General features: G+C 72.7%; 18 protein-coding genes. 13 read left to right on the top strand and 5 right to left on the bottom strand.

Annotated features, from left to right (window positions below):
- Nucleotides 1-76: 76 nt before the first annotated feature.
- From AB0I72_RS00295 to AB0I72_RS00275, 5 genes are all read left to right on the top strand, one after another.
- On the top strand, nucleotides 77-2704 hold the full coding sequence (locus tag AB0I72_RS00295; RefSeq protein ID WP_358560825.1) for a bifunctional FO biosynthesis protein CofGH: 2628 nt from the start codon (nucleotides 77-79) through the stop codon (nucleotides 2702-2704).
- 195 nt (nucleotides 2705-2899) lie between these two features.
- Nucleotides 2900-3397 carry a transposase gene (locus tag AB0I72_RS00290; protein WP_358560822.1) on the top strand — a complete coding sequence of 166 codons (498 nt, stop codon included), beginning with the start codon at nucleotides 2900-2902 and terminating at the stop codon, nucleotides 3395-3397.
- Nucleotides 3394-3903: a transposase gene (locus AB0I72_RS00285; protein WP_358560819.1), complete on the top strand. Its 510-nt coding sequence runs from the start codon at nucleotides 3394-3396 to the stop codon at nucleotides 3901-3903. The genes AB0I72_RS00290 and AB0I72_RS00285 overlap by 4 nt, the downstream gene beginning before the upstream one ends.
- Before the next feature lie 101 nt (nucleotides 3904-4004).
- A complete protein-coding gene (locus AB0I72_RS00280) occupies nucleotides 4005-4202 on the top strand; it encodes a hypothetical protein (protein WP_358560816.1) in 198 nt (65 codons plus the stop codon).
- Between the two features lie 23 nt (nucleotides 4203-4225).
- The gene (locus tag AB0I72_RS00275; protein WP_358560813.1) at nucleotides 4226-4597 is read left to right on the top strand and encodes a hypothetical protein; all 372 of its coding nucleotides are present in this window, start codon (nucleotides 4226-4228) and stop codon (nucleotides 4595-4597) included.
- An 82-nt stretch (nucleotides 4598-4679) separates the two neighbouring features.
- Here the strand turns inward: AB0I72_RS00275 and AB0I72_RS00270 are convergent, their stop codons facing one another.
- The 4 genes from AB0I72_RS00270 to cofD all read right to left on the bottom strand — a co-directional run bounded on the left by AB0I72_RS00270 (nucleotide 4680) and on the right by cofD (nucleotide 11141).
- Nucleotides 4680-7049, bottom strand: coding sequence for a glycosyl hydrolase family 18 protein (locus tag AB0I72_RS00270; protein WP_358560811.1), 2370 nt, complete (start codon nucleotides 7047-7049; stop codon nucleotides 4680-4682).
- 270 nt (nucleotides 7050-7319) lie between these two features.
- The gene (locus AB0I72_RS00265; RefSeq protein WP_358560808.1) at nucleotides 7320-8597 is read right to left on the bottom strand and encodes a glycosyl hydrolase family 18 protein; all 1278 of its coding nucleotides are present in this window, start codon (nucleotides 8595-8597) and stop codon (nucleotides 7320-7322) included.
- Between the two features lie 271 nt (nucleotides 8598-8868).
- A complete protein-coding gene (locus AB0I72_RS00260; protein WP_358560805.1) occupies nucleotides 8869-10164 on the bottom strand; it encodes a coenzyme F420-0:L-glutamate ligase in 1296 nt (431 codons plus the stop codon).
- On the bottom strand, nucleotides 10161-11141 hold the full coding sequence (gene cofD, locus AB0I72_RS00255) for a 2-phospho-L-lactate transferase (RefSeq protein WP_358560802.1): 981 nt from the start codon (nucleotides 11139-11141) through the stop codon (nucleotides 10161-10163). The genes AB0I72_RS00260 and cofD overlap by 4 nt, the downstream gene beginning before the upstream one ends.
- A gap of 240 nt (nucleotides 11142-11381) precedes the next feature.
- On the opposite strand from cofD, the gene AB0I72_RS00250 reads away from it, so the two are divergent.
- The 4 genes from AB0I72_RS00250 to AB0I72_RS00235 all read left to right on the top strand — a co-directional run bounded on the left by AB0I72_RS00250 (nucleotide 11382) and on the right by AB0I72_RS00235 (nucleotide 18265).
- Entirely contained in the window at nucleotides 11382-12755 is a 1374-nt protein-coding gene (locus tag AB0I72_RS00250; RefSeq protein ID WP_358560799.1) for a hypothetical protein, read from the top strand.
- A gap of 238 nt (nucleotides 12756-12993) precedes the next feature.
- Complete coding sequence (locus AB0I72_RS00245) at nucleotides 12994-13281, top strand: WhiB family transcriptional regulator (RefSeq protein ID WP_013154770.1); 288 nt, start codon at nucleotides 12994-12996, stop codon at nucleotides 13279-13281.
- Nucleotides 13282-13625: 344 nt separating this feature from the next.
- The gene (locus AB0I72_RS00240; protein WP_358560796.1) at nucleotides 13626-16814 is read left to right on the top strand and encodes a glycosyltransferase family 2 protein; all 3189 of its coding nucleotides are present in this window, start codon (nucleotides 13626-13628) and stop codon (nucleotides 16812-16814) included.
- Complete coding sequence (locus tag AB0I72_RS00235; RefSeq protein WP_358560793.1) at nucleotides 16814-18265, top strand: DUF5719 family protein; 1452 nt, start codon at nucleotides 16814-16816, stop codon at nucleotides 18263-18265. The genes AB0I72_RS00240 and AB0I72_RS00235 overlap by 1 nt, the downstream gene beginning before the upstream one ends.
- 27 nt (nucleotides 18266-18292) lie before the next feature.
- Here the strand turns inward: AB0I72_RS00235 and AB0I72_RS00230 are convergent, their stop codons facing one another.
- A complete protein-coding gene (locus tag AB0I72_RS00230) occupies nucleotides 18293-18688 on the bottom strand; it encodes a metallopeptidase family protein (protein WP_358560790.1) in 396 nt (131 codons plus the stop codon).
- Between the two features lie 173 nt (nucleotides 18689-18861).
- Between AB0I72_RS00230 and AB0I72_RS00225 the strand changes: the two genes are divergently transcribed.
- From AB0I72_RS00225 to AB0I72_RS00210, 4 genes are all read left to right on the top strand, one after another.
- Nucleotides 18862-19260, top strand: coding sequence for a DUF3499 domain-containing protein (locus AB0I72_RS00225; protein WP_358560787.1), 399 nt, complete (start codon nucleotides 18862-18864; stop codon nucleotides 19258-19260).
- A gap of 223 nt (nucleotides 19261-19483) precedes the next feature.
- A complete protein-coding gene (locus AB0I72_RS00220; protein ID WP_358560784.1) occupies nucleotides 19484-20836 on the top strand; it encodes a phosphomannomutase/phosphoglucomutase in 1353 nt (450 codons plus the stop codon).
- A gap of 103 nt (nucleotides 20837-20939) precedes the next feature.
- The gene (locus AB0I72_RS00215; protein ID WP_075926271.1) at nucleotides 20940-21116 is read left to right on the top strand and encodes a Trm112 family protein; all 177 of its coding nucleotides are present in this window, start codon (nucleotides 20940-20942) and stop codon (nucleotides 21114-21116) included.
- Nucleotides 21117-21270: 154 nt separating this feature from the next.
- Entirely contained in the window at nucleotides 21271-22581 is a 1311-nt protein-coding gene (locus AB0I72_RS00210; RefSeq protein WP_358560779.1) for a protein kinase, read from the top strand.
- Nucleotides 22582-22607 lie beyond the last annotated feature (26 nt).

Below are 22607 nucleotides of genomic sequence, written 5' to 3'. Positions count from 1 at the left end.
GCGCGGTGCCTCCCACGTCGCCCCTTCGACCGGCTCCCGCGACACGGCGTCGACCCGCGCATCGTAGGGTGCGTCCATGAGTGGTGCGAACGACCTGGGAGCCGACGCCTCCCCGACCCCCTCCGCGATGCGCCGTGCGCTGGCCCGCGCCCGCGACGGCAAGACCCTCGACGTCACCGAGGCCGAGGTTCTCCTCCACGCCCGCGGCGACGACCTGGAGGTCCTCCTCGACCACGCCGGGCGGGTCCGCGACGCCGGACTGGAGGCCGCCGGACGGCCCGGGGTCGTCACCTACAGCCGCAAGGTCTTCATCCCGCTGACCCGACTGTGCCGCGACCGCTGCCACTACTGCACGTTCGCCACCGTGCCCGGACGCCTGGAGTCGCCCTTCCTCTCGCCCGACGAGGTCCTGGAGATCGCCCGCCAGGGCGCCGCCCTCGGCTGCAAGGAGGCGCTGTTCACCCTCGGCGACCGCCCCGAGGACCGCTGGACGGCGGCGGCCGAGTGGCTCGACGCCCACGGCTACGACGACACCCTGTCCTACGTGCGCGCCATGGCCGTCATGGTCCTGGAGGAGACCGGTCTCCTGCCGCACCTCAACCCGGGCGTGCTCACCTGGTCGGACTTCCAGCGGCTCAAGCCGGTCGCCCCGTCCATGGGCATGATGCTGGAGACCACCTCCACCCGTCTGTTCACGGAGAAGGGCCAGGCCCACTACGGCAGCCCGGACAAGGACCCGGCCGTGCGGCTGCGGGTCCTGGAGGACGCGGGCCGCTCCAGCGTCCCGTTCACCACCGGCATCCTCCTGGGGATCGGCGAGAACCACCGCGAACGCGCCGAGTCGGTCTTCGCCATGCGCGCCGTCGCCCGCCGCTACGGCGGCGTCCAGGAGGTCATCGTCCAGAACTTCCGCGCCAAACCGGCCACCGCGATGATGCACCGGCCCGACGCCGAGCGCGAGGAGATGGCCGCCGCGATCGCCGTCACCCGCCTGGTCATGGGGCCGAAGGCGCACGTGCAGGCGCCGCCGAACCTCATCGGGGCCGAACACGGGGGCGTGGACGAGTACGCGCTCATGATCCGCGCGGGCATCGACGACTGGGGCGGCGTCTCCCCGCTCACCCCCGACCACGTCAACCCCGAGCGCCCGTGGCCGCAGATCGACGACCTGGCCGCGCGCACCGCCGCCCTGGGCTTCACCCTGCGCGAGCGGCTCACCGTCTACCCGGAGTACGTCCGGACGGGCGAACCGTGGCTCGACCCGAGGGTGGCCGGGCACGTGGCGGCGCTCGCCGACCCGGAGACCGGGCTGGCCCGCGAGGACGCCCCCGTCGTCGGCCGACCGTGGCAGGAGCCCGAGGCCGTGCTGGTCTCCTCGGGCCGCACCGACCTGCACACCGGGATCGACGCGCGGGGCCGGAGCGAGGACCGGCGCGGCGACTTCGACTCGGTGTACGGCGACTGGGACGAGCTGCGGTCCGGCGTCGACCGGGAGGGGGCCGTGCCCCGCCGGTTCGACCCCGAGATCGCCGCCGCCCTGCGCCGGGCCGAGTCCGACCCCGCCGGTCTCACCGACGACGAGGCGCTCGCCCTGCTGCACGCCGACGGTCCCGAACTGGAGGCGCTGGCCGACCTGGCGGACCGGGTCCGGCGCGACACCGTCGGCGACGACGTCACGTTCGTGGTCACCAGGAACATCAATTTCACCAACGTCTGCTACACCGGCTGCCGGTTCTGCGCCTTCGCCCAACGCCGCACCGACGCCGACGCCTACACGCTCTCGCTCGACCAGGTCGCCGACCGCGCCGAGGAGGCGTGGAACGCGGGGGCCACCGAGGTGTGCATGCAGGGCGGGATCCACCCCGACCTGCCCGGCACCGCCTACTTCGACATCGCCGCGGCCGTCCGCGAGCGGGTTCCGGACATGCACGTCCACGCCTTCAGCCCGATGGAGGTGGTCAACGGGGCGGCCCGCACCGACCTGCCGATCCGCGAGTGGCTGACGCGGGCGCGCGAGGCGGGGCTCGGTTCGGTCCCCGGGACCGCCGCGGAGATCCTCGACGACGAGGTCCGCTGGATCCTCACCAAGGGCAAGCTGCCCGCCAGCGCGTGGGTCGAGGTGATCACGACCGCGCACGACCTGGGCATCCCCACCACGTCCACGATGATGTACGGGCACGTGGACTCGCCGCACCACTGGGTCGCCCACCTCAGGCTCCTGCGGTCGCTCCAGGAACGCGCCAGGGAGCGCAACGGCCGTCCGGGCTTCACCGAGTTCGTGCCGCTGCCGTTCGTGCACACCAACGCCCCGATCTACCTGGCGGGCCTGGCCCGGACGGGGCCGACGGTACGCGAGAACCGGGCGGTGCACGCCCTGGCCCGGCTGCTGCTGCACGGCAGCATCGACAACATCCAGTGCTCGTGGGTCAAGCTCGCCGAGGACACGTGCCGCCAGCTGCTGGCGGGTGGTGTCAACGACGTGGGCGGCACGCTCATGGAGGAGACGATCAGCCGTATGGCGGGCTCGGGGCAGGGGTCGTACAAGACGATCAGCGACATCCGCGCCCTGGTCGCGCCGACCGGTCGCCCCGTCCGCCAGCGGACGACGCTCTACGGGGAGGTCGCCGAGGACCGGCGCCGGGTGGCGGAGGCCAGCGACGGGGTCGCCCCCAGCGTCCGGCGAACGTCCCTGCCGCTCGTGTAGGGAGGTTCACGTTCCTCCGGGACACGGAGTATGACGAACAAGCGCGTCACCAGTTTTCTGCGAGGATGCTCCTGTCCTTCGGGCCGGGGAGGAATCGGAGCCTCCGTTGTCGCCCACCCGCAGTGGTGGTGATCTGACTCACACATATGAGGGATTCTCCCTTCTTCGTCGGCGCTTCCCGTTAGATCGCCGATCGTGACGACACCACCACACACCGACCGGAAGGTCGGGTATGCCCGGTACACCTTTCGGTTGCGTGTGTCGTCCATCGCCCGCCGGGCCCTGTCGGGTGAGTGGGACCGGTGCCGGTGGGTGTGGAACCAGTGCGTCGCCGAATCCCGCGCCGCGCACCAGGCGGGACAGGAGTGTGGCCCGGCCCGGCTGGACAAGCTGTTGACCGGGTGGCGTGCGGCCCGGGGGTGGCTGCGCGAGGGCGGGTCGGTCCCCCAACAGCAGACGATCCGCGACTTCGCCAAAGCCCGCGCCAAGGCCGTGAAGGACATCCAGAACCGGGTACCGGTGCGCCAGCGGGCGGGGATGCCCCGCTTCAAACGGAAACACGCGGCGCGTCCGACGTTGAACTACACCCGGCGGGGCTTCCGTCTCAGGGACGGACGCCTGCACCTGGCCGGGGGCATCGTCCTGAACACGGACGCCGGGCCGCCCGGTGTCTGGCCCGGTACCAGCGGATGATGGCCCGCAGGAAACCCGTTCGGGGTCAGAAGGCGTCGAAGGGCTACCTGAGGGCGAAGAAGCGGGCCGCCGGGGCGCACGCGAAGGTGGCCCGGCAGCGTCAGGACAGCGCGCGTAAGTGGGCCAGGCGTGTGGTGCGTGACCATGACGCGATCGCGGTGGAGGACTTCAAACCCCGGTTCCTGGCCAAGACGTCGATGGCGCGTAAGGCCGCGGACGCGGCGATCGGCGCGACGAAGCACGCGTTGGTCGAGATGGGGCGTAAGCACGGCCGGGACGTGCGCCTGGTGCGTCCGGCGTTGACGACGATGGACTGCGGCGACTGTGGTGCGAGAGCCAAGCACCGCCTGCCGTTGTCGGAGAGAACCTACACCTGCACCGCGTGCGGGGTTTCGCGTCCCCGGGACAAGAACTCCGCGCACGTGGTGCTGGTCCGGGCGGGTCTGGCCCCGGCTGGTGTCGAGGGCATGAGGCCGTGCGCCCCGCCGGGGCGCACGGCGGCCTGAGCCAGGAATCCCCGCAGGCCCCATGGTGGGAGGGAACTCGTTCCGAGAGTTCGCTTCCTTCAGGGAGGGGAGCATTCAATATCAGCGTCCCGGGGGAGATCGTGGCCAAAGCCCAGCGTGCGGTGGATTCCGGGCGGGCCGGTTCGGTGTCGGCGTACTTCACCGAACTCGCGGAGAACGAGCCCGACTGGGCGGATGCCGAGCTCTTGGCCACCCAGATTCTGGAGGAATCGGGCGGAACGACCGCCGAGGATGAGGGGTGGGTCGAAAGCGTGCTCGGCGTGAAGGAGACCCCCTGAGAGTCCGCTGCATGAAAGCAGACGTGGTCGTCTTCGACTCGGGCGGGCTGATCTCGCTCGAACGGCGGCAGGTCAGGATGTGGCGGCTGGTTCGACGGGTGGCGAGGGAACGCCAGCGCATCATCCTGCCCGCGGGCGTGTTTGCCCAGGTGTGGAGAGACGACCCTCGGCAACATGCCATCGCCCGGCTGGTCAAGGGGCGAACCACACTCGTCGACCCTTTGACACGGGAGACCGCGCGGCAGGTGGGCGTTCTTCTGGGGAGGACCGGTGGCAGTGATGTGGTGGACGGCCACGTCGCGCTCCTGGGGCGGAAGTTCCAGGCCCCGGTCCTCACCTCCGATCCGGACGACATCGGCAAACTGGATCCCACACTCACGATCGTGCGGATCTGAGGAAGCGGAACGGGCGGGCCGCCACACCGGGTGTGACGGCCCGCCCGGGGGTGCGAAGCCGCCCCGGCGGCCCCGCACCTGGTCAGCAGGTGCCGAGGACCTCCCAGGCGCCCCACTCACCGGTGGTGCCGGGCTCCGCCTGCGTCCACCACTTGGCCCGGTACGCCGTGCCGTCGTGCGTCACGGTGTCGCCCTGGGTGTAGGTCTCCCCGGCGACCCAGGCCGGAGCGGCGCAGTCGTCGGGGTCGCCGCCACCGCCACCGTCGCCGCCCCCGGGCGCGTCGACCAGCGTCCCCGCGCGCGGGTGGTCGTAGGTGATCGCGTACTCGTCGCCGTTCACGTTGAGGCGGAAGTTCGACGGCTGGGCGATCGGGAGCCGGTAGCTGAGCGTGAAGTCCAGCGAACCCCCGGCCGGGATGCTCTGCCAGTTGGGCACGGTCAGTTCCACCCGGTGGAAGGTCCCGTCCAGACCGCCGATGTTGTCACCCCGGTCGTGGCCGAGCTGCACGTGGGTCAGCCCCATCCCGGACTGGTCGCTCATGTTGCCCGGCGCGGAGGTGCCGTAGTCGAACGTGATCGTCGAGCCGCCGGGGATCTCGCCCGCCGAGTCGTTGGTGATGGTCACGTCCGGCGTGATCGGGTAGTTGTTGTCGCCCAGGGCGAACCCGTGGAAGTCCACGTCGACGTCGAGGACCTCGGCGGGCGCGGCGGTCTCGGCCTTGGTGGCGCCGTAGGGTCCGGCGGTGCTGAACGCCTCGTGGATGCCGGTGATGAGGGTGTCGCCCATCACGTACTGGCCCGCGGCGGAGTCGTACGCGTAGTCGCCCGCCATCTCCCAGATCATGATGCCGCCGAGCCCGGTGTCGGCGACGTAGTCGGTCTTGGCGGCGATGGTCTGGTCCGCGTCACCGGACAGGAACGTGTCGGTCGTGGAGTTCCACCACCACTCGTTCTTGGTGACGTCGTCCCAGTGGCGGGTGTAGGAGCCCTCGATCCCGTCGGTGATCCCGTAGTCGGCGACGTAGTCTCCGACGACGCCGTTCTCCAGGTTCAGCACGTGCCACATCGGGTTGGCCCCGGCCGCGATGGCGTTCCCGGTGATGGGGTCGCTGTCGTGCCACAGGTTGTCGATGCCGTCCGCGCCGTCGCCGCAGGGCGTGGAGACGCCGGTTCCGGGCTGGCACTCGTTCTGGTTCGGCAGCGCCGCGGTGCCCCACAGCCCGTTCTGCCCGCCCTCGACGTCCTTCCACCCGCGCGTGTAGAACGGCACGCCGAGGTTGATCCGTCCCGCCTGCATGGCGCCGCGGAAGTAGTGGTGGGCCCAGTCGGCGTTGAGGTAGCCGATGCCGTTGTAGGCGTTGTAGACGTCGGCCAGCTCGGGGTCCTGGCCGCTGTCGTAGAGCGCGCCGTTGTGGCCGACGAAGTGGTTCCACGTGCCGTGCAGGTCGTAGGTCATCATGTTGACGAAGTCCAGGTACCGCACGACCTGGTGCACCTCCTGCCCGCGCAGCAGCCAGCCGGAGGAGGGGACGGCGGCGGTCAGCTGGTAGTACCTGCCGTCCTCGGCCGAGGCCGCGTCGAGCTTCTCGCGCAGGACGCGCATCAGCTCCTCGTAGCCCTCCCAGAGGAGCCCGCGGCGCTCGTCGGAGATCCAGAAGTCGTCGGGGTTGCCCGCGCCGTTGTTGGACGTGGCGTACTCGTAGTCGATGTCGACGCCGTCGAACCCGTACTGGCGGACGAACTCGACCGCCGAGTCGGCGAAGGTCTCGATCCCCTGGTGGTTCACGCCGGTGGCGGTCGTGGTCATCGAGTAGAAGCCGCCGGAGTCCACGCGCGTGCCGTCCAGTCCGAAGTAGCCGCCGGTCTCGGCCCAGCCGCCGACGGCGACCAGGGTCCGGACGCCCGGGTTCTCCTTCTTGAACTTGTTGAGCTGGTTGAAGTGGCCGCCGTAGGCGAACTCGGGGTCGGGCGCCAGCGCGGGGTCGTCCCAGGTCATGCCGGTGGCCGGGTTGTCGGGGCCGTCCGGTCCCACGGAGAGGCGGTTGTCGCCGTCGACGTGCCCGAAGGCGTAGTTGATGTGGGAGATCCGGTCCCAGGGGATGTCGTCGACGAGGTAGGTCGGCTGGCCGTTGGAGCCGTTGCGCCAGCTGGTGAAGTACCCGATCACCCGGCGGTCGAGGTCGTTGGGGAGGATCTCGCGGCCGTCGGCGTCGTAGACGTCGCAGTACGGGACGTCGATCCCGGGCGTCTGGTGGAGCCCGTCGGGCCGGCACCCGGCGTGGTCGGTGGTGGAGGCGGGCATCGGCGCGGCCTCGGGCGCGATCGTCGCGGCGTGTGCGGTCGGCGCCGTGACGAGCATGCTCGCGGACACGCACAACCCTGCGGCGGCCGCGCCGAGGGCTCTGGCCCACCGGATGGGCCGGGCCCGTTCTCTGGGGGGTCGGGAGGTCATGGAGGACCCTTTCTGGTGGTGTTCTCAGGGCACACCGAGCGGACCCCTCCCCGGCCGGCGGCGGGGGAGGCGTTCACGCTGGTGAAGGGGGTCGAGGCCGTCGGTCGGTCGAGGGGAGACCGGGCGGACGGGCGCGCCGGAGGCGGGCGGTCACGTCCGGTGCGCTCCCGAGGAGCGGTCTCCCGGGGGAGGTGGGCCGTCACGCGAGGGGAGTGGGGTGACGGCCCACCCGGGGGAGGGGAAGCGGGTCGAGGGTGTCCCGTGGGTCGGTCAGCAGGCGCCGACGGTCGCCCAGACGCCCCACTGGCCGGTGGTGCCCGGTTCCTCGCCCAGCGTCCACCACTTGGCCCGGTAGACGGTGCCCCGGTGGGAGACGGTGTCGCCGCCCGTGTAGACGGTGTCGGCGTCCCAGGCCGGAGCGTCGCAGTCGACCGGAGGGTCGGTCGGCGGGTCGGTCGGGGGATCCGTGGGCGGGTCGGTCGGCGGGTCCGTCGGACCGGTGCCGAGCCGCGCGGAGATGTCGCGGGCGAACTGGTAGCCGTTGGTCGCGTCCCAGTTGACCGACCAGGTCATCACGCCGCCGATGGGGCCGTACGGGGTGCTCGGCGAGAACCGCCCGCAGCTGGTCCCGGCCTCCAGGCAGTCCAGGGCGGCGATGACGCTGCTCGTGGGCATGTACCCGCCGCCGGCGGCCGAGGGGACGGCGGGGATGCCCAGTCCGACCTGGCTCGGGGACAGGCCCATCTCCAGCTGGATGCAGGCCTGGGCGGCGACGAAGTCGACCGTGCCTTGGCCGTAGACCTGGTCGTCGCACCCCAGCATCGTGCCGGAGTTGTAGTACTGCATGTTCACGATGGTGAGGATGTCGCGGATGTTCGACGCCAGCCGGTAGTACTGCTGGCTGGGCGCCTGGAAGTCGATGGTCTGCGGCGCCATCGCGATGATGAGGCTCGACCCGGCGCTCGCGCGCAGGTCGCGCAGCGCGGACTCCATGTACTGGGCGTTGATCCCGTGTTCGAGGTCGATGTCGATGCCGTCGAACCCGTAGTCCCGCATCAGCGCGTACGCCGTGTCGGCGAAGTTGCGCGCCTGGGTGGCGTTGGTGACGCTCACGTGCCCGTTCTGACCGCCGACCGACAGGATGACCTTGCGGCCCTGCGCCTGGACGGCGGCGATGTCGGACCGGAACTGGGCGTCGGTGTAGCCGTTCAGCTCGCCGCTGGCGAGGGTGAACGTGATGCCGCCGTCGAGCGAGGGGTGGTTGTCGGCGAAGGCGACGGCCACCAGGTTGTACTCGGACGGGATGTCGGCCAGCGTCAGGACGGTGGAACCGTTGTCGAAGTTGTGCCAGTAGCCCGTGAGCCACTGTCCGGTCGCCTGGGCCGAGCTGGTCTCGGCGACGGGCTCGGCCTCGCCGGCCGCGAGGGGGAGCTGGGCGGCGCCGGCGACGAGCGCGGCGGCCAGGACGGCGAAGACGCCGGTCAGGGCGGCTCGGGCCCGGGACGGGCCACTCCTTCGTGGGCGGGGGGTTCGGCGGACGTTGAGCATGGGGGGTGCTCCTCTTGTCGGGCGGGGGCGACGAACCGGCTGGATGCCCTTAATTGTTAAGAAACCTTAGAGTTGCTTTACCGGCGCGTCAACAAAAACCGTAAGGAAACTTTGCGATTTTTCGGAGGCGTAGCGTGCGCTCGTGTCACCTGTGGCTTCCGTGCTTCGGGGGTCACCGAGGCCGTGGCGGCCACGCGGCGCACACGTCACCGGACTCACGCGTACGGCCAGCGCCCCGCCCCGGGACGCTGGCCGTCGGTCGCCCACCGCGTCATCGCACGGTCACGAAGTCCTCCGGATCGCGTGGCGGTCGCTCCCTCGGCGGCTCGGCGGCGTGGCCGACCGCCACCGCCCCCATCGGCTGCCAGTCCTCCGGCACGTCGAGCACCCCGCGCACGACGTCCGGGCAGAACATGGTCGAGGAGATCCACGCCGAACCCAGCCCCTCCATGGCCAGCCCCACCAGGAGGCTCTGCACTCCGGCGCCCATCGCGACCAGGAACATCGACCGCTCGGCGTCCGCGCGGCGCCGGTCCGGGTAGGGGTGCGCGCCGTCGGCGACCAGGAACGGGACCACCAGGTACGGGGCGGCGCGCAGCACGTCACCCCGCCGGGTCCGCCGCGCGATCGCCTCCTCGGAGAAGCCGTCGCCGCGCAGGTCGGCCACCCACGCGTTCAGCATGGCGTCCAGCAGCCGCTTGCGCGTGCGTTCCGACTCCACCAGGACGTACCGCCAGGGGGTGGTGTGGTGCGGCGCGGGCGCGGTCAGCGCCGTGCCCACCGCGCGCCGCACCGCGCCCGGGTCCACGGGGGCGTCGGTGAACGCGCGCACCGTGCGCCGGGCGGGAACGACGTCGCGCGATCCGTAGCGGAACAGGTCGGCGTCGGCCGAGCGGACGAGCGCGGCCGCCCCCGGACCGTCCTCCTCGGTGACCAGGGCGCCCAGACCGCTGACCACGGCGACGGGCACATCGTCGGCCTTGCCCTTGACCAGTTCGCCCGCGCCCGCGATCTCGTCGGCGACCGCGTTCACGGTCACCTCCATGACGTTGCCGTGGGTGTCGGTGCCGCCCCGCAGGTCCTGGAGCACCGACAGCCCCGCCGCGCCGATCGCCACGTCGGTCTGGCCCACCCGCCACGGGCGGCCGAACGTGTCGGAGACGACCACCGCCACCTCCACGCCCAGGCGCTCGCGCAGCTCCGCGCGCAGGGCACGGGCGGAGGCGTCGGGGTCCTCGGGCAGCAGGAGGACCGTTCCGGGTTCGACGTTGGAGGCGTCCACCCCGGCGGCCGCCATGACGAGTCCGTGCCGCGTCTGCGCGATCCGCGTACGCCCGGCCCGGGCCACCACGCGCACGGTCTCGGCGTCGATCGCCGCGTCGCGGTCCATCCGCCGGGCACGTCCCTCGGCCTTGCTGACGATCTTGGAGGTCACCACGAGCACGTCGCCGTCGACCAGGGGCGTGCCCGAGGCGGCCACGGCGTCGGCGACCAGGGCCGCGAGGTCGTCGCCCGGTCGCACCTCGGGGATCCCGGGCAGCCCGCGCACGCGTATGTCGTCGGTCACTCCCGCACCTCCGACAACTCGACCGCCAGGTCCACCGCCGCGCGGGCGATCGCCTCGGTCGCGGCGGGGTCGCTCATGTACAGCGGCCGGGACCGGACCTCGATCCCCTCGACCTTCGCGTCAGCGTCGGCGTCGTCCACCAGCCAGCCGTCCAGCAGGTCCGATCCCAGGTGCTCGGCGACGGCGGCGGCGCTGGTCTCCACACCGATCGCGGTCAGGCAGGCGTCGGCCATTCCGCGCACGGGCGCGTCGCCGATGATCGGCGAGACGCCGACCACGGTCTTGTCGACCAGGGCTTCGCGGATGCCGGGGACGCCCAGCACGGACCCGACGCTGACGACCGGGTTGGACGGCGGCAGGATCACGGCGTCCGCCTCGGCGATGGCGGCCAGGACGCCCGGCGCGGGCGTGGCCGACTCCGCTCCCACGCTGATGATGCGCTCCGCGGGAAGCGCGGCGCGGTGGCGGATCCACCACTCCTGGAAGTGGATGGCGCGACGGCCCTCGCCGTCGTCGACCACCACGTGCGTCTCCACCTGGTCGTCGGTCATGGGCAGCAGGCGGACGCCGGGCTTCCAGCGGTCGCACAGCGCCTGGGTGACCGCCGAGAGCGGGTACCCGGCGGCGAGCATCTGCGCCCGGACGATGTGCGTGGCGGTGTCCCGGTCGCCCAGGCCGAACCACGTGGGCCGCATGCCGTAGGCGGCGAGCTCCTCCTTGACGGTGAAGGTCTCGTCGGCCCTGCCCCAGCCCTGTTCCTCGTTGATGCCCCCGCCCAGGGTGTACATCACAGTGTCCAGATCCGGACAGATCCGGAGGCCGAACAGGGTGATGTCGTCGCCGGTGTTGCCGATGACGGTGATGGCGCTGTCTGTGGTCTGGTCCCCGGTGGTGGCGGCGTCGATCCCGAGCGCCGCCCGCAGGCCGCGAAGGAACCGTGCTCCGCCGATACCGCCGGCCGGTACGACTATCCGCATGCGTCCAAGTCTGGCAGGCTGGGGGCGTGTATGAGTCGTCTGCCCCGCCATGGGGCACGACCTCGGCGTGATCGCGCTCCGACCGGGGATCTCCGAACTCCGGGGCCGCGTCCGCCGTCTCACCGGTCGGCGGTGTCCGATGTCCCCATTCCCCGTCGGGGCGCGGCCGACACCCGACAGCCCGACGATATGCAAAGCCTCCCCCGTCTCGGTGGGGGAACCAGCGGAGGGGATCCTCTCTTGAACAACGAATCACTCGAACGCCTGCGCCCGCTGGGGGCCTGGGTGCTCCTCGGGGCCGTGGGGGCGTCCCTGCTCTCCGGGCTGATCCGCCTGATCGTGGTGGCCAGCGACTTCACCGGGGGGTTCGCCGCCGGGGTGGAGTCGGCCGCGTCCAGCTTCTTCGGCCTGTGGAACGTCGTCCTCCTGGTCGCCGCCGTCGCCCTGGTGGTCACGAGCCAGCGCACGCGTCCGGCCGCCGCGCCCGTCGTCGTCACCGCGATGATCATGGTCGGCGTCGGGCTGCTGTTCGCCCTGATCTCGCTCATCACCGGGTTCGTCGACTCCGGGAGCGTCGGGTTCGGCTTCGCGCGCTTCTTCACGACGCTCGCCGAGGGCGCGGTGCTCGGCATGGCGGGTTTCGTCTTCCTCAAGCTCTACAACGACCCCACGCTGGTCCCGCGCGCGACCCAGCAGGCCCAGTACAACCCGCAGCAGCCGTACGGGGTCGGCCAGGCCTACGCCCAGCCCGGGTACCCGGCCGCCGACCCGACGCAGACCGGCTCCGGGCAGGTCTACGGGCAGGACCCGACCCAGACGGCGTCGGGCCAGCAGCAGGCGTACGGACAGGCGTACGGGCAGGCGTACGCGCAGCCGGCGGACGCCGCGCAGGGCGCCTCCGGCCAGCAGCAGGCCTACGCCCAGTACGGGCAGGAGGCTCAGGCCTACGACGCCTCCGCGCAGCAGGCGGCGGCCTACGGCACCGGGGCCCAGCAGGCGTACGACGCCTCGGCCCAGCAGCAGGCCTACGGCGCCTCCGCGCAGCAGCAGGCCGGGTACGGCACCGGCGGCCAGCAGGCCTACGACGCCTCGGCCCAGCAGGCGGCGGCCTACGGAACCGGGGCCCAGCAGGCCTACGGCCAGTACACGGACGCGGCGGCCCAGCAGCAGGGCTACGCCTACGGCACGGGCGGCCAGCAGGCCTACGACCCCGCGCAGTACGCCCAGCAGTACGGTCAGCAGCAGGACGCGGCGGCCCAGCAGCAGGACGCCGCCCAGGCCTACGACCCCGCGCAGTACGCGCCGCAGTCCTACGACGCCCAGCAGGCCGCGCAGCAGGCGGCGGCCTCGGGTGAGCAGGCCGCCCAGGACGCCATCCAGTACGGGTGGTACCAGGGCGCCGAGCAGGGCCAGCAGGCGCAGGACACACCGTCCGCCGGCGGAGTTGACCCTTTCTTTAACTCCGGTGAGCAGGCTGGTACGGACGCTTCCGGCCAGGGCGGCGCCTCGTACGGAAGCCAGTACGAGGGCGGTTCCGTTTACGGCTCTGACCAGCAGGGACAGGGCAACAGCGGGGGCCAGCAGGGCTGGTACGGCGGGGAGGACCAGCGCTGATCACGCCTGGCGCCTCCGCGCCTCCGCCGCCTGGGAAGGCCGTGAATTGCGTGGTAATTCACAGAACGGACATGGCACGATCGTCGTTGGCGGTTCGTTACATGATATTCAGTGGATTACCACGTAGGGCGCTTGACTCCTGGTCACGGGCCCGCGTGTAATTTCAAGGTGGGATTCCACCCGGCCTTGGGGGACGAAAAGGGCCGGGGACATCTATGGGGGGCAACAGGAGGTGCGCATGAGCGAGGTGATCCCGCTGGCGCACGGCTCGGACGAGGATCTGGGCTGGCAGGAACGTGCCTTGTGCGCGCAGACCGACCCGGAGGCGTTCTTCCCCGAGAAGGGCGGCTCGACCCGGGAGGCGAAGAAGGTCTGCCAGTCGTGTGAGGTGCGTGCGGAGTGCCTGGAATACGCGCTGGAGCACGACGAGCGCTTCGGCATCTGGGGGGGACTCTCCGAGCGTGAGCGCCGTAGGCTGAAGAAAGCCGCCGGAGGGGATTTCGATTTCCTGGCGGAGATGCTCTAGGGGCACACGCGCGAGGCGCGTCCGGACCGCGAGTCCGGGCGCGCCTTTTTCATGTTTCATCCCGTTTGGGACTTTGGTGAGGAATGCACCACACATCCGTGCTGGTGTGAATGCGGTGATACGTCTCGTCATGGCGATGGGGACGAACAGCCCCGCGCCGCGCCGAGGTGGCGTATGGTGATGACCCGCTCCCACCGTGCCGGACCGGCCACGCCGGACCAACCGTGCCGAAGTGGACCTGGACGGGGCACACCGGCACCCGGCGCGCCCACGCGCCCGTCGGTGGGGCACCGTCCCCGCGACCCGGGGCCCGCCCCTCTCCCGGAAGAGAACACACCACAGCCGTGCTCGACCACGACCCCGCCCGACACGTCGTCACCGCGGTGATCGTCTCCCACGACGGCGCGCGTTGGCTGCCGGAGACCCTCGCCGCCGTCCGCGGCCAGTCCCGGCCCGTCCAGCGCGTCGTGGCCGCCGACACCGGAAGCACCGACGGCAGCGCCGACCTGCTCACCGAGTACCTGCCCGACGACGCCGTCCTGGACCTCCCGGCCGCCACCGGCTACGGCGACGCCGTCCGCGGCGCGCTCGACCTGCCCCGCTCCACCGCCCCCGTCCCCGGCCACCCGGACGCCACGGAGTGGATCTGGCTCATCCACGACGACCTCACCCCCGAGCGCGACGCCCTCGAACGCCTGCTCGCGGCCGCCGACCAGGACCCCCGCGCCGCCGTGCTCGGCCCCAAGCTCCGCGACTGGTTCGACCGCCGCCGCCTCGTCGAGGCGGGCGTCACCATCGACGGGGCGGGACGCCGCGAGACCGGCCTCGAACAGCGGGAGTTCGACCACGGCCAGCACGACGGCACCCGCCAGGTCCTCGCCGTCTCCAGCGCGGGCATGCTCGTCCGCCGCGACGTGTGGGACCGGCTCGGCGGATTCGACCCCGCCCTCCCGCTCTTCCGCGACGACATCGACTTCTGCTGGCGCGTGGGCGGCGCCGGGCTCCGCGCGGTCCTGGTCACCGACGCGGTCGCCTACCACGCCGAGGCCTCGGCCCGACGCCGCCGCCGCATCACCGCCACGCGCAACCACCCGCGCCGGGTCGACCGCAGGCACGCCGTGTTCGTCCTCCTGGCCAACCTGCCCGCGGGCGGCATGGCGGCCGCGCTCGTGCGCAACTCCGTGGTCTCGCTGCTGCGTGTGCTGACGTACCTGCTCACCAAGCAGCCCGGCAACGCCCTGGACGAGGCCGCGGCCATCACACTCGTGTACCTGAGACCGCTCCGCCTGGCCCGGGCCAGGTTCCGGCGCCGCCGCGACCGGCGCCGCACCTACAGCGCGATCCGCCCGTTCCTCGCCCGGGGCGTGGCCCTGCGCCAGTTCGCCGACACCCTCACCGGCATCCTGTCCGGCGAGCCCGTGCTCAACACCCCCGGCCGTCACCAGGCGGTCACCGTCGCGCCCAGCCCCGACGACGAGGACGCCGCGCTCGCCGACCAGACCAGCTTCCTGCGCCGGGTCGTCCTGCGCCCCGGCGTCCTGCTCGTCCTGGGCCTGGCCGTCGTCGCCCTCGTCGCCGAACGCTCCCTGCTGTTCGGCGACCTCCTCGCGGGCGGGGCGCTGCCCCCGGTCGCGGGCTCGGCCGGTGACCTGTGGTCCCTCTACCTGGCCGCGTGGCCCGACACCGGGCTCGGGTCGAGCGCGCCCGTCGCGCCCTACGTCGGACTCCTGGCCCTGGCGTCCACGCTCACCCTGGGCCAACCGTGGATCGCCGTCTCCGTGATCCTCCTCGGCTGCGTGCCGCTGTCCGGGCTGACGGCCTTCCTGCTCGCCCGCGAGGTGGTGGGACCGCGCCCGGTCCGCCTGTGGACGGCCGCCGTCTACGCCCTGCTGCCCGTGGCCACCGGCGCGGTCGCCCAGGGGCGGCTCGGCACGGCCCTCGTCCACATCCTGCTGCCCGTCATGGGACTGCTGCTGGTCCGTCTCGTGACGCTGCCACCGCGACCGTCCCGCCGCGCGGCGTGGGGACTCGGCCTGGTCCTGGCGGCGGCCACCGCGTTCGTCCCGCTCGTGTGGGCGCTCTTCCTGCTCACGGGGATCCTGGTCGCGGCGGCGTTCGGGCACCTGGGACGGCGGCTGTACGTCAGCGTCGCGCTGAGCCTGGCCGTCCCGATCGTCCTGCTGCTGCCGTGGTCGCTCGAACTCCTGCGCCACCCCACCCTGTGGCTGCTGGAGGCCGGACTGCACCCGCCGACGACCGGGGCCACCGCCGCGCGGCTGCTCCTGCTGTCCCCCGGCGGCCCGGGGACCCCTCCGGTCTGGGTCACGGCCGGGTTCGCGGCCGCCGCGCTGTGCTCGCTGCTGCTCCTGCGCGACCGGATGATCGTCGCCGCCGGGTGGACGCTCGCCCTGGCCGGACTGCTCGTCGCCGTCGTGACCAGCCGCCTGGTCGTCGAACCGTACTCCGGCGGGCCCCCGGTCCAGATCTGGCCCGGCGCCGCCCTGTCGTTCGCCGCCGCAGCCGTGCTGCTGTCCGCCGCCACCGGCGCGCGGTCGCTCGGCCCCATGCTGCGCCTCGGCGGGCTCCGCCGGGTGTTCGCGGTCGCCGTGTCCGCCCTCGCCCTGGCCACGCCGCTCTCCGCCGCCGCCGTGTGGACGGCACAGGGCGTGGACGGGCCGCTCACCGGTCGGGCCGACATGGTGGTGTCCCGCGCGCTGGCGGTCATCGACCGGGACGGCACCCGGCCCCGCACACTGGTCGTCACCCCGGGCGAGGGCGGCGTCGACTACGTCGTCCTGCGCGGCGAGGAACCCCGACTCGGGGACGAGGGCGTCGTGCCGACCGCCCCGGCCAGGGAGGTCATGGACCGGGCGGTCGCCGAGTTGGTCGCCGGTCAGGGCGGCGAGCACCTGCACACCCTCGCCGACTTCGGCGTCCAGTACGTGCTCTACCCGCGTCCGGAGGTCGACGGCGCGCACGACACCTCGATGGTCACGACCCTGGACGGCACGCCGGGACTGCTGCGGATGTCGCTGTCCGACCGCTACGGGCTCTGGCGCGTGGGGGAGCCCACCGGGGCCCTGCGCGTGGTCGAGGAGGCCGCCGACGGGGCCGAGGAGGCCGAGGCCCAGGCTCTCGTGATCGGCGACGACCTGCCCGAGGGGGAGCCCGGTCGGCTGCTGTCGCTGGCCGAGCCCGCCGACGACGGGTGGCGGGCCACACTCGACGGGACCGCGCTGACCCCCGTCGCCACGGAGAACGGCGTCCAGGCGTGGGAGCTGCCGGCGGAGGGCGGCGCGTTGGACGTCCGCCACGTCGACCCCGTCCACACCGCGTGGCTGGTCGCACAGGGGGTGGCGCTCCTGGTGGTCGCCGTCCTCGCCGCCCCCGGAGCGCGGACCGAGGAGGAGACCCGCCTGGTCGAGGCCGCCCCGACGCCCCGACCACGCCGACCGCGGTGGACCGGCCGCCGTTCCCGCGGGGGCGGGCGGCGACGGGCCGGCCGGGTCACGACCACGACCAGGGGGGCCTGATGCGGCTCATCGTGCGGAACCGGTTCGCGCTGTTCGGCCTCGTGACGCTGGCGCTGGCGGCGCTGTTCGGCGCCGCCCTCGTCCCCGCGACGGAACCCCTGGGCACCACCGATCCGGGCACGGTCCGGCCCGACCGCGCCGTTCGGGTGTGCCCCGCTCCGCACGACGGGTCGGACGGCACCCTGGCCGCCTACGCGCCGAGGGTCGGCCGCGACGACGTCGGCAGGCTGTGGGCCGACGTCGGGGACGAGATCACCGAGCCCGGGAGCGTCTGGCTGGCGGAGACCGGAGGCTCGGACGACCCCACCGTCCTGCGCGCCGAGGGAAGCCTGGCCTCCGGACTCGACTCCGCGCAGACCACCGTGACGGACGACGGCGTGACCGAGGTCCGCTGCGAGCCCCCCTCGACCAGCACCTGGTTCGCCCTCCCCGGCGGCGCCGAGCAGGGCGCGGGCGGCGAGCCGAACCCGCACCCGATGGGCGAGGGAGAGGACGCGCAGGACTGGGGCGGGACCGAGACGCTCACCGTCCACCTCGCCAACCCGGCCCAGACCGCGGCGACGGTCAGCGTGGACGTGTACACCGAGAGCGGGCTGTCCTTCTCCGCCGAGAGCCGTGGGATCTCCGTGCCCGCGGGGCGGTCGACCGATCTCGACCTGACGGAGCTGATCCGGCGGTCCGCCGCCCTCGGCGTCCACGTCCGCACCAGCACCGGCCGGGTGGCCGCCGCCCTGCTCGCCGAGCACGAGGGCGGCGCCACGGGGTGGGTGCCGCCCACGCGGGTCCCGGACGAACGGCACGTCATCCCCGGCGTGCCCGGCGGCGAGGGCGCGCGGCGGCTGTTCGTGACCGTTCCCGGTGACGAGTACACCGAGGTCCGGGTGCGCGTGCTGCCCGCCGACGACGATCCCGAGGAGGAGCTGGTCCTCGACGTACCCCCGTCCGCCTCCGGGTGGATCACCCTGTCGTCGGCCCTGGCGGGCCGCGCGGGCACGGTCGTCGTGGAGGCCGACGCGCCCGTGGTCGCGGGCGTGCTCGCCGAGGACTCCGACACCGCCTATCCCGCCGCCGTCGACCCGCTCGCCCTCCCCCTGGACACCAGCGCCGTCCTGCCGTTCGTTCCCGGCGACACCGACGTGGAGGTGGTGATGAGCGCCCTGGACCGCGACGCGCAGGTGGTGGTGACCCCGATCGGCGCCGACGGGACCCAGGGCGACGCCGCCCACGTCGACCTGCCCGCGGGGACCACGCGCGTGGTCGGGCAGGACTGGGACCTGCCCTCGGAGGAGGGGAACGCGTTCCGTCTGGAGTTGCTGGAGGACTCCGGACCGGTGCACGCCGCGCGGATCCTCAGCACGGAGGACGGATGGAGCGTGCTGCCGGTGCCCCCGGCGCCCGTGGAGGTGCGGCTGCCGACGGCGCGGGGGTCGATGCTCGGGATCGTTCCGTAGGGCGGGACGGCGTCGGTCCGGAGGCCCTCACGCCTCGGGATCGACGGACTCCGGCTCCACGCCCAACAGGTTGGCGACCTCCTCGACGACCGCCTCGTGGACCAGCAGGGCCATCTCCTCGGGATCCTTGGTGCGGATCTCCACGGGACGCCGGTAGACCACGATGCGGGCCCTGCCGTTGGGGTCGGTCTCCAGACGGGAGAAGGGGATCGACTCCGTCAGGGGGCCGCGGGGCGGGATCGGGGGGACGTCCTCGACGAGGAAGTCCACGTTCGCCAGTTCGCGCGCCCACAGGCGCTCCAGGCGTTCGACGGCGTCCAACACGAGGTCGTCGAACGCCTGCGCTCGGCTACGGAACACCGGCAGGTCGGCGGGCACGAGAGGACCGCGGATACCTCGGCCGCGGCGGTCCCGGCGCCGCACTCGGTCTGGTTGGCCACTGGAAAGGCGCACTCGTCGCACACTTCGAGACTAAGCCATCATCCGCCTCGCGCGTAGTCCCGATCGGCCGGAACCCGGGCGCGCGAGACCCGGTGCGGCGACGGTCGTGGGACGATGCTGGCGTGTCTCCCGGTAAAGGCATACAGTCAAACGCTGTGAGCCATGTTCGACGCTGCTCCCGTACCGCGTGCAGGCAGCCCGCCGTCTTCACGCTCACGTACGTGTACGCCGACTCCACCGCGGTCCTGGGTCCACTCGCCGCCTACGTGGAACCGCACTGCTACGACCTGTGCGCCGTCCACGCCGACCGGCTGACGGCCCCCCGCGGCTGGGAGGTCGTGCGGCTTCCGGTCGAGACGTCGGGCGGCGGTCCCGGCAGCGACGACCTGGAGGCGCTCGCGGACGCGGTGCGTGAGGCGGCGCGTCCGCCGTCGCGCGCGGTTCCTCCGGACGACGCCGTCGGCGAGGGGACCGAGACCCTGCGCCGCGGCCACCTGCGCGTGGTCCGCTCCGACCCCGGCCGGGGCGACCAGGACCCCAGGCCCCGGGGCTGATCCCGCGCCCGCGGCACGGACGCGGCGGACGCGGCGACCCCCCCATCGGCCCGCCCCCGGCCCCGGGCCCGCCCCCCGAATCCGGGGCCGATCCCCGTCACCCTCCGTCGATCCCCCTCCACCCCCGGGCGCCGTCCGCCGCCCCCGGCCGCTTGCTACGTTGGTACGGCGCGGGGCCCTCGCGCCACAGAACCAGGAGCAGGACCGACTGGCCGGAGAAGACGTGGCTGACCTCGGAAGCATCTTCAAGGCATACGACGTGCGCGGTGTGATTCCGGACACCTTCGACGCCGACATCGCCCGCGCGATCGGTGCGGCCTTCGCCCGTGTGGTCGGCGGCCCGGCCGTCGTGGTCGCACACGACATGCGCCCCTCCTCACCCGAACTGGCGACGGCCTTCGCCGACGGCGTCGTCTCCCAGGGTCTGGACGTCGTGTTCGCCGGACTCGGCTCCACCGACCTCCTCTACTACGGCTCGGGCCACCTCGACCTGCCCGGCGCCATGTTCACCGCCAGCCACAACCCCGCCGAGTACAACGGCATCAAGATGTGCCGGGCCGGAGCCGCCCCCATCAGCGCCGAGACCGGCCTGGACGAGATCAGACGCCTGGCCGAGTCCGGGGTCGTGGAGCACGACGGGCCCGAGGGCGCCGTCACCGAGCGGGACCTGCTTCCGGGCTACGCCGCCTACCTGCGCGAGCTGGTCGACCTGTCGGGGATCCGCCCCCTGAGGGTGGCCGTCGACGCGGGCAACGGCATGGGCGGGTACACGGTCCCGGCCGTCCTGGAGCGGGGCCTGCCGCTGGAGATCGTCCCCCTCTACTTCGAGCTGGACGGCACCTTCCCCAACCACCCCGCCAACCCGCTGGACGCGGCCAACCTGGTCGACCTCCAGGCGAAGGTCCGCGAGGTCGGCGCCGACATCGGCCTGGCCTTCGACGGCGACGCCGACCGCTGCTTCGTCGTCGACGAGCGCGGCGAGCCCGTCCCCCCGTCCGCCATCACCGCCCTGGTCGCCGCCCAGGAGCTCGCCCGCGAGCCCGGGTCGACGATCATCCACAACCTCATCACCTCCACCGCCGTCCCCGAGATCGTGCGGGAGCGGGGCGGCGTCCCCGTCCGCACCCGGGTCGGCCACTCCTTCATCAAGGCCACCATGGCCGAGACCGGCGCGATCTTCGGCGGGGAGCACTCCGCCCACTACTACTTCCGGGACTTCTGGCGGGCCGACACGGGTATGCTCGCGGCGATGCACGTCCTGCGGGTCCTGGGCTCGGACGACCGTCCGCTCTCCCGGATCACCGAGGAGTACTCGCGCTACGCGTCGTCCGGGGAGGTCAACTCCACGGTGGCCGACGCACCCTCCCGGATGGCGCAGGTCCGCGCGGCCTTCGCCGACAGGGACGGCGTCACCGTCGACGAACTCGACGGCCTGACCGTCCAGTTGCCGGACGGAACCTGGTTCAACCTGCGCGCCTCCAACACCGAGCCGCTCCTGCGGCTCAACGTGGAGGCACCCGACGAGGGAACCGTGGCCAAGGTGCGCGACGAGGTCCTGGCCATCGTCCGGGCCTGACCGGGCGACGGGAGGTTCCGCGCCGGGCGGAGGGATCCGCGCGGCGCGGACGTGCCCCGGCGTGGTCGCGCCACGGGCACACGACATCACGAGGAACGAGAACATGAGCACGAAGATCGACGGGTGGCTGTTGGACATCCTGGCCTGCCCGCAGAGCCAGGCCCCGCTGCGCCACGACCCCGAGACCGACGAACTGGTCTGCGACGAGAGCGGCCTGGCCTACCCGATCCGGGACGGCATCCCGGTGCTGCTCGTCGACGAGGCGCGAAAAATCGGTTGAGTCGGGACGGAACGAACTGGCCGTTCCAGCAGTCGAAGCGGCTACGGACAGGGTGTGAACCGCACCGCGCGGACGTGCTCGTCCACGACGCGGGGTTTCCGAGACCCCGTACCCTGATTCTGCGCGTCCCGCACGAAAGCCCTGGAGGACACTGATGCCCGGTCAACCGCTACAGCCGAGCGACCCCGCAGCGTTCGGCGCGTACCGCGTGACCGGCCGCCTGGGCAAGGGCGGGCAGGGCGTGGTGTACCTCGCTGAGGACACCGAGGGCGACCAGGTGGCGGTCAAGGTCCTCAACGACCAGTGGTCGGGCGACGGCGACCTGCGTCGGCGCTTCGCCAAGGAGGTCCGGGCGGCGCAGAAGGTGGCGTCGTTCTGCACGGCCGCGATCCTCGACGCCCAGCTCGACGAGGACCCGCCCTACGTGGTCAGCGAGTTCGTGCCGGGCAGGGACCTCCAGGACACGGTCGCCAAGGGCGCCCCGCTGCGGGGGCCCAAGCTCCAGCGTCTCGCCGTGTCCACGGCCACCGCCCTGGTCGCGATCCACAAGGCGGGCATCGTCCACCGCGACTTCAAGCCCGGCAACGTCCTGTTGGGTCCGGACGGGCCGCGGGTGATCGACTTCGGCATCGCGCGCATGGACGACGGCACGGCCACCATGACCAACTCGATCGTCGGGACGCCGTCCTACATGGCGCCCGAGCAGATCGAGGGGCGCGGGGTCACCGACAAGTGCGACATCTTCGCCTGGGGCTGCGTGATCGCCTTCGCCTCCACCGGCCACGCCCCGTTCGGAGCCGACACCGTTCCGGCGGTGGTGCACCGGGTGATCAGCGCACCGCCCGAACTGGACGGGGTGGACGAGGCGCTGCGACCGGTCGTCGAGTCCTGTCTGGACAAGAACCCCGACAACCGACCCAACGCGCAGACCCTGCTCATGCGCCTGCTGGGCCACGACGGGGTCGAGGACGCCGGCTCCACCGACGACGCGCTCCAGCGGGGCGAGCAGATCGCCCAGGCGGGGGGCGCGTTCACCGGCGGACAGGTTCCTCCGACGGGGCCCCACGCGCCGCCGCGCACCGGCCCCCAGCAGGGCTTCGGGGGCTACCCGCCGCACGTGTCCGACCCGCGCACGTCCAACCCCCGCCCCATGGGGCAGCCGATGGGCACGGGGCCGCGTCCCGGCTACGGCGCGCACCCGGGCGCGGCGAACGCCCGGCCCGGCATGCCGGGGGGCTACCCGCAGCCCCAACGTCCGCCGATGCCGCCCGCCGGGCCGCGCGGGGTCAACCCGATGGCCGCCGGCGGGAACCCGAACCAGACCTACGCGCGCCCCGGGGCGGGGCGGCCGATGCCGCGCCCGGTCGAGCAGAACTCGGTGCTCCAGCAGAGCTGGGTGATCCCGGCCGTGTTGATGACCATCGTCATCCTCATCCTGTTCCTGGTGCTGCTCGCCGTCAGCTGACCGGTGGCGGGCCGCCCCCGGCACCC

Origin of the sequence: Nocardiopsis sp. NPDC049922, assembly GCF_040660275.1 — a bacterium.
Taxonomy (GTDB): Bacteria; Actinomycetota; Actinomycetes; order Streptosporangiales; family Streptosporangiaceae; genus Nocardiopsis.
This window is presented reverse-complemented; position numbering and strand designations above follow the sequence as displayed.